Origin of the sequence: Halorubrum sp. SP3, from assembly GCF_005435195.1 — an archaeon.
In the GTDB taxonomy this organism is placed as follows: Archaea; Halobacteriota; Halobacteria; order Halobacteriales; family Haloferacaceae; genus Halorubrum; species Halorubrum sodomense.
The window spans coordinates 187,438-201,528 of the sequence record NZ_SGTU01000003.1 but is presented as its reverse complement, the minus strand read 5'-3'; the positions used below and the strand labels follow the sequence as shown (position 1 = coordinate 201,528).

Sequence of the window (14,091 nt, the reverse complement as noted above, 5' to 3'; positions counted from 1 at the left end):
TCATCTCACGCGTGAACTACCCCACCCTACCGCTCGGGCTGACGCCCTCGCGCTTGAGGGTGGGGCTTCCTGTTTCCACGACGCGCTTTGCATCCACAACCGAGGACACAGGGAGCGCAGTCTCCACAGGCGTTGATTCGGAGCGTCCCGCTCCTAACCGCTTCTTCACACCGCGAGAAAGAATATTCCACGCCGCATTCGCGTCTCTGTCGGCCTCGAACCCACACGCCGGGCAGGAGTGTTCGCGCACCCACAACGGTTTCTCGGTCGAAACGCCGCAGGACGCACACTCTTTCGTCGTTTCGCGCGGATTCACAGCAACGAAGTGCGTTCCTTCGCGTTCGCACTTGTATTTGAGCATCCGCAGGAACGTCCCCCACGCCGCACCTGCCCGGTTCCGCGAGTTGCCCGGTAGTTCGACCAACCCCTTCGCGTCCAAGTCCTCGACGGCCACCAAGTCGTACTCCCGAGCGTAGTAGTTCGAGAGCTTGTGAAGGAAGTCGCGGCGCTTGTTCTTCAACTCGGCGTGGCGTTCTGCCACAACCCGACGCTGTTTCTCCCAATTGTCCGACCCGTGCTGTTTCCGCGAGAGGTCGCGCTGTGCGCGTTCCAAACGTTCGCGTTCGTTGGACAGGTCGAGGGATTCGACGGCGGTTCCGTCGGTGTCGTGAGCGTACTTGAGAATCCCCACGTCGATACCGACGCAGTTCTCGGGATTCTCCGGCTTCTCCGGCGGGTCGTCGGGCGTCTCGATGCCGAGAATGGCGTACCACTTCCCGGTAGGTTCTTGCTTGACCGTGACGGTCTTAATGTCAGCGTCGTCGGGGAGGTCGCGGTGGAAGGTGAGGGGGATTTCTCCGAGTTTTGAGAGCCACAGTCGCGTCCGACCGCCCGTGTTCTTGAGCTTGAAGCCGGATTGACTGTAGGTGAAACTGCGGTACTCGCCCGGTGCCTTCCACTTGAGCGTCCCGACGCGGTAGCCCTTCTCTTTGCGCTCTCGTAGTGTCGAGAGGTTATCGTACAGCCGTTGTACGACCTTCTGTAGTACCTTCGAGTGAACGCCTTTCAGGTCGCTCCACCACTTCTTGAGACTCGGCAGGAGCTTCTGCTCAGAGTACGCCGAGGTGTCGTCGGTGCGGTTGAGTCGGTGGAGAAAGTGGTTGTAGACCTGTCTACAGGTATCGACAGTCCACGCTAACTGTTCTTCGAGAGCGTCGGACGGTCGGAGTCGATACCTGTAGTTGTAGTTCACGAGCGTTCTTCGATGAGTTCGTCAAGTTGTCCGCGAACGAACGACGAGAGGTTAAGATGGTTCTCCTCGACCCACTCGGCTTGGTCTTCGCGGATGGTGATGTTCTTCCGCCTCACTACATACGTATTATGCGTATCTATGCGTATGGTTGTTTCGATTGCGTGGGTCTGTGGGCCGAGCGTCGAACGTGTTTGAGAACCGTGCGGCGCTGTATCCCCTCCCTACTCACTCTCTTCGCTCGTTCGTTGAGGAAGGGGCCTTAGCGCCTCAATTCAGGTAAACGGATGAATTCGCCTCGCTACCGTTGTAATCGAAAGCTGCGATTACTCCGGCCGATGAGGTGTTCTCGGGAGTCGGTGACAGGTATTCTTCGGACGGTTTGGGGACCACCCGGAGACCCGCCTTTTTGACTTGAGACGGATGGTTCTCGTTGTGTCGAGAACCGGTGAAAACGCAACACGGCTCCGCCGTGTAGGTCCGGGTGCGAGAATCGAACCCGCGTCTCAGCCTCCACAAGGCACAATCAAAACACTATACAAATGTGGTCAGGAAATCTCAAAATTTATTGGTCTAAAAGCCGACTGTCTGGGCTAAATGGTCGTTATAGAGAGTATTAGAAGAATGACGTTACTGACCATATATTGTAAAAGATTACGAGTTTGCCGCTTGGATAGTCTCCTCATCTACGTCAAGAAGAAGCTCACCCTTGGGGCCGAGTCGGTAGATGGCAGCATGTTTTGACTCCTTCTTCACCCACCCAAGCTCTATCATGGTGCGCAGAACGCGACGAGCGGTATGGCGTTCCGATTCTTCCACAGGTAATTCTTTTAGCTTGAATTTCCCCCGGTTCACGAGCATGGTCAGAGACGCATCCCAAACCCTATCGCGAAGAGTCACTGACTTCTCACCCCATTTCCTCGGTCGAAACTTTGGAACATGGTCTGCCTTTGGTGATGGGCTGATTTATTCGTTACCGCTCATCGCTTCTCGAAGTAGTCGTCAGCAGCTTCGTCAGCATTCCGAACATAGCGCTGTGCAGTCTCGTAGCGGTTAATTCGAAGCTGCTGCATTAGGAGGTTGATACTGCCACCTTTGTTGATGATGTCAGTCCCAACACCTCGTCGAATCATGTACCAGCCATTCTCTCTGTTTTCAACGTTGATGCCGATTTCTGCTTGTAGCCGCATCAGCACTCTGCGTCGGAGAATCGATGCACAGTACGGGCTCCCTCTCTGATTCAACCAGACCGCGTCTGTGTCAGCATACTCATCAAAGTTCGAACGCTCATCAAGCCAGTAATTGATGATGCCTGCAGCTTCCGGACTGATTCGACATCTCCGATTTCTCTTCCCCGATTTTGAATCCTCATCGCGCGGAATTCGGAGATAGGCCTCCTTCTCATTCTCTGTGTCCAGCCACTGTACCCGTGCTGCCGCAATTTCACATGGACGGAATCCAACGTCACAGCTTAGGTAGACAAGGCTAGGAATCTTCCAATTCGCGATTTCCCAGTCTTCATCATCAAGTTCTGCCTTCGGCTTTTCAAGGCTTTGTGCGAGACGGGCGGCCCATTCTTCTTGTTCTTCTTCAGACAAACTCTCACGGTCAGGGTCGACGTTTAGTTTGAGAGATGCCGTTTTGATAGCCTTCAATTCCTGACCAGTGAACCAATCAGTGAAGTTCGGGTCGGACTCTTCCTCGGCAATGTCTTCATACACCTCTTCACTGTCAGGGATTTTCCAGTCCACACCCTTGTATTTCAGAACGAGTTGGGTGTTGTTGATTGTCCGACGGTGGGTATCAAGTCTGTTATCGATGGTGAGCAGGTGGTACCAGTATCGGTCGAGTTGGTCCTTTGAGAAGTTAGTGGTGAATGAACCATCGCCCGTCCATCCAACTTCACCATCCTCCTCGTCTGCCTCGATTTTCACCCCAAGGTAGAGCCACTCACAGAACCGCTCAACGCGGTTAATGATGTCTTGCATCGAGTTGGGAGAGTACCCGACCCGGCGTCGCGGCTTCTTACCACGGTCAAAGGTCCACCGAGCGAAGTCGAGCCGCCAATCTTCGAACGCTTGGAGCTCAAGCTTGTTTAGATTGTTCTGGAGGCTCGCCCGTATTGCGGGGATGTTCATCTCTTCCGGAGTATATTCGGGGATTGGTTCGTCGTCATTCGGATTTGTTGAGGTGCTCATTTTCTTTTCCTCAACAACACTAACGAGACACTTAGCATATATGCTCGTCGGTTCAGCTCTAAGTGGTCAAAAAGCCCTCAAATGCCCATATACAGAGGTTAGAGGAGGATTTAGAAACTACACAGATATTAGTGGTTCCACCATACAGTAGATGTTATAATGACACTTCACATCGGCTAACCCCGATATTAGGGTAGACAAGACGACTAATCGGGTAGCCCGAGGAAGTCGCACTCATCAAGGTCGGCAAAATCTGAAAAGACAGCCTCCTCGTGCGTACAGGTATAGTTGCTCCGCGAAGTGGCAGTGAACTTGGCGTTTTAAGCGAACGTATGATGGAGGAGGCGAGGGAGTGCTGCAAGAGGTGAATCAGAAAATGGAGTTGAAGGACGAGCTATATTCGAATCTGGCTGAAGAGGACCAATCAAAACTTGTCTGGGCGAGTAGCACTTCTACAATTCAGGTCTCGCTGGCTCTGTCGAAATCCTCAGCAAGTAGTATATTCTGACCCGGTTGCGGTGAATACAGAATTGCTACTTAGAACCGCTATACCATCGAATAATCAAAGAAGAAGAGTTCATTTAATCCATATTACGGAGAGCCCGGAACATCACCTTGGCCGCGTGTTCGGCGTCTTCACCGAGGTCTTTGATTTCTTCCTGCTCTGGGTTCCGAACTATCGAATGAGCATCTGAATTCGCAGATTCACGGAATCGATTGATGTCGGAAATGAGTTCTGTATTCATCCCATTCGAGTATGACTGGTAGTCTTTGAGACGATACTCGAAAACCTCCAGAAGCTCGCTGAAATTTCTGAAACGACCGTATTCGGGGATATAGTACATCCGCAAATACGATTTCGGGTACTCCTTTCGGAGTAAGTCGATAACGAGATTTTCTAACAGTTTTCGGGTTAGGACGAATGTCCCATCGTACACTCCAATCCGATAGCACTTGTTAATATTCTCGATGAGGTCGTCGTAGAAGTCATCTGTTGTGTTCTCAATATCGATGAAAGATTCAGCAGTGTGCGTGAACAACGGGACACTATCTGCGTGTGATATTTGTTCATCTTCGAGGGCCTGTAGTGCCGGGTAGTCCTCAAGCTCTTCCGCATCAGCGCCGCCAACTAAATCGTAAGCCTGACTCATAATGGCAAGAGCGGTATCCTCATCGCCACGCTCGCAAAGCACCTTTAAGAACCGAAGTGTGTTATGGGCGCGGTCTTGGTTACCCCATTTCCAACTTCGAAAGAAACTGTCTATCTTCCTCGCAGTATCAACCGCTCCTTGCTCAGTTGTAATTCGCTCCCAGTCTTGATGGTCGAAGTTCTGCTCTGCGATATAATACGAAAATTGAGACAAGAGGGTTTGGAGGGCATCATTACTCATATGGTTCCCTCCAGAATCACGCCTTCTGATTCATTTCTTCGACTGCAATCTCATACTGACCATCTACTTCTTTGACTAATATCTCTGTGTTCGATGGTCGGTCATTAATAAGTTCGCTCAGGTCTGAATACGCGTTGTACTGTAGGATTGCTTGCATCGATTCTTCTTCTTCCTCCAAGTGGAAGACTGGCTTATCCGTTTTACCTCGACGGGGAACTGTGACAGTGTAGTAGTGCTCGCCGTTCGAAAAGTTGTGACCAGTTAGTAGCCCTTCGTGTGGTTCTGCCATATGCTATACTCGACAGGCCTCTATCAAAAGGGTACTCCACCCACCCAGAGACTAATAGAAGTATAAAATATTTCTAACTGATATGTTAGATGATGGTTCTGATGAGATAGGGACGCTACGGTAAGCCCTCTTATTATATGACACAGTTCGAAAAATGAAGTTCACACCCAACTTAGTGGCTTTTTCACCACAAATGGTGTCTTAGGATTTCAACAGAGCCACATCAGCCGAACAGGCGCGAGGCCATGACACTCTTGACATCTTCCATTTCGAAGTATTGCTCATCGGATGTCAAAACGCTCGCGTGAGTTGGACGACGATTCGTTACGTCGATAACTGCGTCGAAGGGAATCGAATCACCATAATAAATTGTCTCGTCTGATGGAGCAGGCCCATCCCAATTCCACAGGAGTTCAACGACCTCGCTGTCGACTTCGACCCACGCGTGCGTCGATGCCCGAGCTGGATGACTGGACATAGCAAGTCCTTCACAATAGCGAACATCATCGTAAGCCTCGAACAGCTTGGTGTGAAGCGCCGCAAAAGCGAGTACATAGCACGAGTTCGCGTCAATACTGTTGGCACGCCATTCTGCGGCGACGGCGACCACATCTTCCGGTGGGTCTGTCGACCGTCTTGATGGATTATACTTGACCCCATCAATCGGACAGGAGCCCGTAAGCACAGCGTAGTCTATCGCGCTGCCGAGGTGGCGGACTCTCTCTTTTGAATCTGCCAACAAGCGATTCGCGCGTCGGCGTCTATTGAATGAATTACGCCACTGTTCGTATTCAATCATATCGACTCCAGCGTCTATGAGGAGGCCGTAAGCCTCATCCTCAGAGAGTTCACTGCGAGCATCAAGACTGCCAAGATAGTAGGCAATCGCATCGTGCTGAGTGGCAACAACATCAACAGTGCTATCATGGAAATTGCTTCGCTGGACTTCTAAACGGTTGTCTGTGTTCTCACGAGTCGCGGCACCGCGAGTGAGCAAAAAATGGAGCGTATCACGGGGGTTTTTCATGTGACTCACATCAGTGGAGTGTTGACAGATGAGTTCGTGTTCATCTGCTTCTATTGTTACCTCGATAATCGCCCCGCTCAACGGATACATCGTGTAATATTCTGGTTAGAGCGCTTATAGTTATCTAACTCTGAGTTCTGTACTGACCGGGACCGGGTCAAATGTATCACCTGCTGAGGATTCCAACAAAGCTGATTCTACAGATTCACGAACATCTTCGTTACCACGTTTTTGCTACCAATCCACGCCAGTAGCGGTTCCGTCATTCCACGTTATGGCCCGAACCACATCTGGTAGTTGGTCCAAACGGGCTTCGACAACTGCCATCGGATGCTTATCGATATATTCCGCGCTCTCGCGGAGAGTATCGCTATCCGATTGACTTAGTTGGAAGTGGACTTCTCCATGCTCCGGATGGTCGTCATCTTGATGCCAACCGAGGAGGAGATTTCGTTCCGGTTCAATCCAGCTAATCCAGTAGAAGTCGTTGTCAGTGCCGACCTCGACATCAAAACCGATTTCGAGTCGTACACTTTCTGTCGGATAGCTGGAATCCTCTAGAAACTCTCTCGGGTCCGTTTTCGCTGTAACTCGATACGGCCCCGGCTCTCGATGAGTTGAAACACGAAGCTGGACAGAGCTGAATTTCAAACCACTCTGGAGCCGATTCTTGATTCGTCGATGGATTCGTTTGTTGTCGAGCCCGTCTCTTTTGGCGAGAAATATCATTCGAGACTAGGCAATCGCGAGTTCTTCGTCTCCATCAGAATCAGAGAGCTGAGTTACGTCCGTGTAGAGTTGAAGTGCGTGTTTCGAAAGACGAATCTCTGTCTCCAGAGCTTCCCACGTCGTAGCAGCATTCCGAATGGTACGCATTTCCTCTGTAGAGAGGTCTTCTTCGACTAGCTTGTTGCGCAGTTCGGAAAGAGTCTCGACCTCGTACTCCTCCTGTAGCGATTCAACCTGAGCAGTGTGTTCAACGAGGGTCGATTCGAGTTCATCGCGAGAGTTCTCGCTGATGAGGTCAAGCACTTCCTCAATGAGTATCTGAACAGGGTTTGGCGCGTATTTTGTCTGTCCGTCGACTGTGTGTTCTTCGGCTCTGTTTTCAGCCACTAGAGTCTCCAATTCGCTATCGGCAGTCGCCCACGCGACATCTGCTCTGTCTGCAATGGCAGTAACCGTTTCCGGCTCGTCGAGTGTCTCGACAACCATACGGACTCGTTCACGCCCGCTGTACTGGTCTTTCCACGCCTCTTCATTTGGTTCGCTCATTTCTTATCTCCGATACGCACGAGATACACAAATAATTTTGGCTGTCTTAGATATATGAGACATAGTCAGTTTCGTTGATTCAATAGGTGGAAACTCTGCTACAAGGTCAATGAAGAGTTTTAGCCAGTTTGGAGAGGGAAGGACAATAAGCAATCTTACGGCTCTCGTGGATAGGTGTCTCAAATACAGCGAACGACCGAAATAGAGTGATTTTGCGAATCTAGTTCAATAAGTCACACATCAAGATATCTGAACTCTTGGTGTTGGTCAATCACTAGCAGGAGTTTCTTGTTTCACTCCGGTATCCCAGCTATTTTGACATTCAACATTCAACACTCTAGTAATATGCCGCTCCCCACCCAAAGCGAAAATTTCTATTATATTTGTTATCGGGAGGTCCGGTCAGAAGATGAATTAGAGCGAGATATAATCGATGAACCCAATGAGGTTACAAATGTCGAAGAACTTCTGAGGGCGGTACATAATAACGTGGAATACACGCATTCGCTCGAAAGTCTAGATGTTACTACATATTTTGAAAACTGGGTAGAGACCTTATTAGATGATGCAGAGGGCTTGGTTAGTGGAATGTCGAGGTCCTACGAGCAAACTTTGAGCTATATGGCAGAGGATTTTGCAGGAAGTATGAAAAGCCGTGCAAGAGAACGAGGTAAATATGTTGTCTTCATAATTAGTGAAGACTCTCTCGTAGTCTGTCACTCTTTCACCGGTAAAAAAGCTCTAACTACCGATATGGACGTTATTGAGGAACTGCTGAGTGAAGCGAATATCGATAAGTACGCACGTTTTACCTATGAATCTCCTGATGAAATCGTTGTACAACACTTTGACCGCCATGATACTGAATCATTTAGTGAGTGGCTTGGAATCCCTGAAGACGAAATTGCGTTTGATATCAAAGGGAGCGTAAGAGTATATACTAAGATAGACGGGATAAACACCGTTTTCGAATTTGACCAAGAAGATATCACAACTAAATTGCTTGGCTCCGACAGCTATGACCTCTCTGCAGGTCAACTGAAAACTCCTAACGAAAGTCCACGACGAGTAGAAAAGATTCGATGGGGCCACAAAAAGTACGCAGATATAGATGAGTTCAAGCAGGAACTTCTCAAAACTAATCGTAATCTTTCCCGCGCATTTGATATGTATAATAATCACATCTCGAACAGTTTGGATTCCTTCTTCACAGTCACGGACTACGAAAATAAAATAGTCAAGGAGACAGCTAATGGAGCTGAAGAGATTAAGAAGCCGAAAGTAGATTTTGCTCTTTCCTTTGTCAACAATCAGGTTGAGATGCACGTTCCTTGGCGTAGTGAACTATCCAAGCATTTTCTTTCTGAACACGAGCCAATACCAATCTGTCATGCAGGGGCAGAGTTTTCAGAATCTGCGTATCAGTTAGGCAACTTCAGAATATATAACGAAATTACCCTAACTGGTGCTCAGGAGACATATATTAAAGATGTTCTAAAAACTGCAGAAGATATGGGGTCAAACAATCTCCGTGATGTCTTTAGTCATATTGTATTCGAGATTCTGTCCCGCGATGTTCAGAAACCTCTTTGCTATCTATTTAACGAATTCTCAAGCGAATTCCATTCACGATTCGTAAGTAGTGTTTCTGACGCAACCCGAGTTGTGCAGACAGAGGGAGAAGAAATCGACTTAGAGTTCAAATCGTCCCCATGGTTTGATAGACAATCGGATGTAGAAGAATTAGCACAAGGCATTCATCGTGAATTTCAAGATTCACGGTTGCTGTTCCTCGGTATTAGCGAAGATTCGAAGGATATCGATGTCATCGAAAGCGGTGTAAAATCTGAAAAGTTGAATGATATAGAAGACAAGCTAGAAAACAAATATGGAGTTGCTGAATCACATGTATGGTCCATACCTATAGATGATGGACACGGAATAATCGCGCTAAATATTGAAAACCTCAGCCAAGGCTTCGACACAGACATATCTGTCTTGGAGAGGAGCTAATTATGATTGATTCTGAGCTACCGCAAATGAAGGCCAAAATCTCGGCAGAACTGTTGAAGGCGATTGTGGAACCCCCTGTCGAAATCTCTCCAGATAGTTTGACTAATTTTCGCTGGAGAGAGGACAAACTCTACGTAAACTCAGTTGACGGCGCAAACGCCATAATGGTCCGACAAAAGATTCCTGCAACAGAATTCGAGGAATATGATGTCAGACCAAAGGGGGATGAGATTGTGTTCGGTATGCCCTGTGGAACTCTTGAAAATCTTCTTCGAGCTGCGAATCCCCGTCAGGATGTCCAGTTAGAACTCACAGATGAGGGTCATCGGATGGATATTGAATTTGCCGACGTAGATTATTCCTTAGCTGGTGTAGACCCGGAACAGGTGAAAGAGCCAATGATTCCAGAGTTAGAGTATGAGCTCGAATCGAAAGTTCACAGCTCAGTATTCACTCGCGCATATCAGGTTGTTGGAATGATATCTGAGACCGTGAATATCAGTGTTTCAGAAGATGAATTTGTCATATCAGGACGGGGAGATACCGATGTGGCTAAAATCAATGTAGACATCGAAGAGAGTGTGGATGAGATACAAGAGAGAGAAGAAAAAAGGGCAGCAACGATTCTGCGCTGTACATCTGCTGCACAGGCACGGTACGGTTCTCAATTCATACAGTATTTGAACAAATTTACTCCTCCAAAATGTCTCACTACACGGCTGAGTGAAGATTATCCGCTACAGGTAGAAACAAAGAGAGCCAATAGTCGCATAAAAACAGACATCACGATTGCCCCCCGAATGGATAGTGAATAAGCACCGCCGAAGATACCTCCATTTCGGGGAGGAAAACAGGTCTACCACTGCCCGTTAACAGATGAGAAATTCAAATCACATGCCCCCTAATCGCGAATAATGAACATGGAGAATGAAACGAAACAGCTGATAAAGCAATTCTCCTCTAAACCGGGAGTTGAGTCTGAGCAATTTGACTGTAAATCGAAAGAGATTGTAGAGAGTTCCAGCGGTCGAAAGAAACTCGTTAAGGTACTCTCTGCAATGGCAAACCAAAGTGGAGGTACAGTGATTGTCGGCGTTCGGAAACAATCTAATGAACTCCTTATTCAGGGCTTTTCAGTTGATTCAGAAGTTGTCCAGCATATCAACCACACCGCAGTTGAATACACTGTACCACCTATCACTGATTTATTAAGAACCAATTTTGTAGAATATTCTGGGAAAAATCTATTACGGATTGATGTGGAGCAAGCCAAAGAAAAGCCGATTCAGTATAAAGAAGAAGGCGAATATGTACCGTGGATTCGCGTTGGGGATGGTATGGAGGAAATGACACGAAGTCAAATGCTCTCATTCTTTGAATCTCGTAAAAGGGAAAAGCATAGCCTGTTTTCCTCAGAGGTTGAGGAGCGCGTAAATATTCATTTAGATAGTGATTCAGATAGAGAAACTCATTCGATTCAATCACCACAAAATTGGTTGATTACCACCACAGAAGGACGGTCTATGTTTGTCTTTGGAGAGCCCGGTCTGTCCCATGACTTCGGAAAGTCGGTATTATATCATGTTGAAGAGCGGGTCTATGCCTCAACTGCGGAGGAAATAGAGCACGTATTTGATGTACTTAAGAACACTACTGGAACGAAGTTGTCCCATTCAAGAGTTGGGTATACAATTGAGTTGGGGGAACGTCAAGAAATTGGCCGTGGATATCGGTGGTTCGTTGAAGATTTGAAGAATATTGAAAATACAATTGGGACACTAGAGGAGGCTCACAAAGTGGAACCAATCTCTGACCCACCTAGTGACCCCCAGCCTATTGCTGTGGCTTATGTGAGTTGTTCAGCTGGTCTCTTTTGGCTAGAGACCCAATGGGATGGTGAAGAGTTCACACGAACAAGATGTGGATTCGTATTTACTGATATCCCATTCAACGAAGGCGGCTACCAGTCATTTTTCACCGAAATAGGTAGGAGCCCAGATATATACGAGCAACGCCGGGGCCTTCAGATACTCACTCTCGCAGGAGATTCTCAATATCTTGGACGGCCACAAGTCGTGGATATTAGCGACCATGTTGACTCTCCAGAATACATGGTTGTAGATAACCCGTTTTATCACCGAACTGATGAATTAAAGAAGAAGTCAGAAGTGGATATTCCAGAATACTTCTTGGACCCATTAGATGGTATTAATCGAATTCCGCTCAACATTTCGGGAGGGTATAAGAATGACAGGAGTCGTTCCGTAGAATTAGACACGCTAACACTCTTCTCAAAGGACCTCTTGATGAATACTATATTCGCATCAGGCTGGTGTCGGCAGAAGCGAGAATAAGTGCGGCACAAGGGATGTTGGTCATTCGTAGTTGTTCCACAACAAGGAAGACCTCGAACTCGGAACGCCCCAAACTCCCCGAAACATCGATTTACGCTCCCGATACAAACACAAATCTAGAAAGTAGGCAAGTATATAGTCGCAATTGTCATAAACAATTACGAAGAGATGTCCAACTATGAATCGCTCAACCGGCAAGAACTCATCGAACAGTTAGAAGCGCGAGACTGGCTCCTCAACCGCTATCGGCAGACCGCCGAACAACTTGAGCAAGACATCGACTTTTTCGAAGAGTCCTTCGGCGACGCGACCGCGGAAGTAGACCGACTGCGAAACGAGACAGTAGAATGAACACGTCTAACATCTTTTTGCCGGCCTCACTCGGCGCATTCGGAGGAATTCTCCTCGGAGGCATCGGTGGCATAGACATATTCTCCACGCTCGTCTTAGCAGCAATATGCGCAGTCGTCGGCGTCGCTGTCGGGTCCACCTTCGAGAACGAAAACCAGACAACACTAGAAGACCATGAGAATTGACGACAGCAGCGCAAGAGTGAAAGTCTGGATGGACGAAGACGAAGCCAACACCCTCCAACGCACACTCGAAAAGAAAGCATGGGAACGAGGTATAGCCGGTATGCTAATGCTCAGGTGTGGTCTCCGCTCTGAAGAAACAACAACCGTCACACCAGACGATGTAGAGCGCGGTAAAGACGGTGAGAGCTGGCTTCTCAACGTCGAAGGAAAGAATACCAAGGGCGGAGAGAAGACCACTCGAAAAGCGTGGCTACCAGATGATGTCGAAAAAGGGTTGTTCAATTTTCAGAGAGAACGCGATATTAGCGACGACGAACCCTACTTGCCGTACGCTCCCCGGAGTATCCAAAACTGGATTACCAACGAGAGCGGGACAGGCGCGGCTGACGTACTAGCCGAAGACGAGCAAGAACCTGACGAATGGGAACACGTGTCCTCGCACGACTGCCGCCGGCACTGGGCGCACCTTCACTTAGTCGAAAAGAAAGTCCCTGTACGCGTCATGATGGCCATAGGCGGGTGGTCTTCGTATTCAGCAATTGAGCCATATCTTACTGTACCAACCGAGAAATCGATTCTCGAAGAAATGCGCGCAGTACAGAACTAGTGAACGGGGTTTCCAATTAACTGTCTAATTAATTATCTGGTTAACTGATTAGCTAAGCTCTCTCTCAACGGATTGGTTCGTCTGTTCCTTCTTCAACCAGTCCAATTCTTCGAGCATAAGCGAGCCCCTCGTCTTCTTCAGACGGTGTAGACTCATCGGTTGACTCGGGCTCTGACAATTGCGCTTCCAAATCAGCGACCCTAGTGGTAAGACGTTCTAACTCCGGGTAGACGGTATTTTTGACAAAATCCACGTACTCATCTACGTTGACCGCGAGGTCCACAACGTCGACGGTCGTCCGCTCAGGCTTCCTATCATGAGACAAGAGCGCTTCTGCTTCGTCGCGCATCCCCTCCGGGATAACTGCGACCTTCATCCGCGACCCGGACTGCGAAGGGATTTGCGCGCGCTCCACTTCAATAAACTCGTGTTGCTCCATCTTGCGAAACTGATGTTGAAGCTGGCCTTCGGTCAAGTCGGTTCTCCGCCGTATCTGAGCCATCGACGCTCTCCCGTCTTCTTCAAGCACCGCCGAGACGAACTGGCGCGTTTCGTTCGTCTCATTCATTCTATTCATACCAAATTATTGGCAATAAGACGGCAAAGGTGTATGGGCGACGAAGGCTTCGAAAGCATGCTGAGAGAGGCTTCGGCGGGGTATAATCCAAAGCCTCGGTAAGAGGCTTCGACAGGGTGCGAACCCACGCTCGACGGATTCTCTTAGAGACACCCCCTAAGAGAGACCGAATATCCATGATTCAAGTTATCTTCGAAGGGAATAATCATCTAAGGGATTACCTGAGTCTGGGTACAAGACTTCTCGGTTTCGAACACGGAACCCATCTTACCAAGTAACGGAGAGAGCGCAAGAAGGAACATCGTCTCTCAAACTGAACAAGGATTATTTTTCTCTGGGTAGGGCGGTGAGTGGAGCGGAGCGAAGCACCCAGTCGGTACCGGGCGACGGTTCCAGTTGTTGAACGTAGTAGAGTTAAAATACAGTAATCAAGTTGACACTTATTGTGGTCGAAGTCATAGGCATACTATGGATGACGACATAGACTGGCCGGACGACTTACGCTGTAGCACCTGCGGCGAACCCGTCGGCGAAGAAGGCGTTCGAATCCACGTCGCCCACCTCGTAGTTCCTCG

14 protein-coding genes are annotated in these 14,091 nt (G+C 48.5%); 6 read left to right on the top strand and 8 right to left on the bottom strand.

Features of this window, described 5'->3' with window-relative positions; all coding sequences use genetic code 11:
* Positions 1-16 precede the first annotated feature (16 nt).
* The 7 genes from EXE42_RS03720 to EXE42_RS03685 form a co-directional block, all read right to left on the bottom strand.
* The gene (locus EXE42_RS03720) at positions 17-1,252 is read right to left on the bottom strand and encodes an RNA-guided endonuclease TnpB family protein (RefSeq protein WP_137705920.1); all 1,236 of its coding nucleotides are present in this window, start codon (positions 1,250-1,252) and stop codon (positions 17-19) included.
* A 651-nt stretch (positions 1,253-1,903) separates the two neighbouring features.
* Complete coding sequence (locus tag EXE42_RS03715) at positions 1,904-2,149, bottom strand: hypothetical protein (RefSeq protein ID WP_199240728.1); 246 nt, start codon at positions 2,147-2,149, stop codon at positions 1,904-1,906.
* 80 nt (positions 2,150-2,229) lie between these two features.
* Positions 2,230-3,447: a tyrosine-type recombinase/integrase gene (locus EXE42_RS03710; protein ID WP_137705919.1), complete on the bottom strand. Its 1,218-nt coding sequence runs from the start codon at positions 3,445-3,447 to the stop codon at positions 2,230-2,232.
* Between the two features lie 581 nt (positions 3,448-4,028).
* Positions 4,029-4,838 carry a hypothetical protein gene (locus EXE42_RS03705; protein WP_137694895.1) on the bottom strand — a complete coding sequence of 270 codons (810 nt, stop codon included), beginning with the start codon at positions 4,836-4,838 and terminating at the stop codon, positions 4,029-4,031.
* Positions 4,839-4,854: 16 nt separating this feature from the next.
* On the bottom strand, positions 4,855-5,127 hold the full coding sequence (locus EXE42_RS03700) for a hypothetical protein (RefSeq protein WP_137694894.1): 273 nt from the start codon (positions 5,125-5,127) through the stop codon (positions 4,855-4,857).
* Between the two features lie 223 nt (positions 5,128-5,350).
* Entirely contained in the window at positions 5,351-6,244 is an 894-nt protein-coding gene (locus tag EXE42_RS03695; protein ID WP_137705918.1) for a hypothetical protein, read from the bottom strand.
* Between the two features lie 645 nt (positions 6,245-6,889).
* Positions 6,890-7,429, bottom strand: a complete 540-nt coding sequence (locus EXE42_RS03685; protein WP_241988324.1) for an ArsR family transcriptional regulator — start codon at positions 7,427-7,429, stop codon at positions 6,890-6,892.
* A 345-nt stretch (positions 7,430-7,774) separates the two neighbouring features.
* Between EXE42_RS03685 and EXE42_RS03680 the strand changes: the two genes are divergently transcribed.
* The 6 genes from EXE42_RS03680 (at position 7,775) to EXE42_RS03655 (ending at position 12,939) form a co-directional block, all read left to right on the top strand.
* The gene (locus tag EXE42_RS03680) at positions 7,775-9,442 is read left to right on the top strand and encodes a hypothetical protein (protein WP_137694891.1); all 1,668 of its coding nucleotides are present in this window, start codon (positions 7,775-7,777) and stop codon (positions 9,440-9,442) included.
* A 2-nt stretch (positions 9,443-9,444) separates the two neighbouring features.
* Positions 9,445-10,257 (top strand): hypothetical protein, encoded by an 813-nt coding sequence (locus EXE42_RS03675; protein ID WP_137694890.1) that lies wholly within the window; start codon positions 9,445-9,447, stop codon positions 10,255-10,257.
* 99 nt (positions 10,258-10,356) lie between these two features.
* On the top strand, positions 10,357-11,796 hold the full coding sequence (locus EXE42_RS03670; protein WP_137705917.1) for a helix-turn-helix domain-containing protein: 1,440 nt from the start codon (positions 10,357-10,359) through the stop codon (positions 11,794-11,796).
* A 168-nt stretch (positions 11,797-11,964) separates the two neighbouring features.
* Entirely contained in the window at positions 11,965-12,147 is a 183-nt protein-coding gene (locus EXE42_RS03665; protein ID WP_137694888.1) for a hypothetical protein, read from the top strand.
* Positions 12,144-12,332: a hypothetical protein gene (locus tag EXE42_RS03660; RefSeq protein ID WP_137694887.1), complete on the top strand. Its 189-nt coding sequence runs from the start codon at positions 12,144-12,146 to the stop codon at positions 12,330-12,332. Before EXE42_RS03665 ends, EXE42_RS03660 begins: the two co-directional genes overlap by 4 nt.
* 28 nt (positions 12,333-12,360) lie before the next feature.
* Positions 12,361-12,939 carry a site-specific integrase gene (locus EXE42_RS03655; RefSeq protein WP_241988323.1) on the top strand — a complete coding sequence of 193 codons (579 nt, stop codon included), beginning with the start codon at positions 12,361-12,363 and terminating at the stop codon, positions 12,937-12,939.
* A gap of 64 nt (positions 12,940-13,003) precedes the next feature.
* Here EXE42_RS03655 and EXE42_RS03650 read toward each other — a convergent pair whose 3' ends face one another.
* Positions 13,004-13,507: a helix-turn-helix transcriptional regulator gene (locus tag EXE42_RS03650; protein WP_137694885.1), complete on the bottom strand. Its 504-nt coding sequence runs from the start codon at positions 13,505-13,507 to the stop codon at positions 13,004-13,006.
* Between the last annotated feature and the right edge of the window lie 584 nt (positions 13,508-14,091).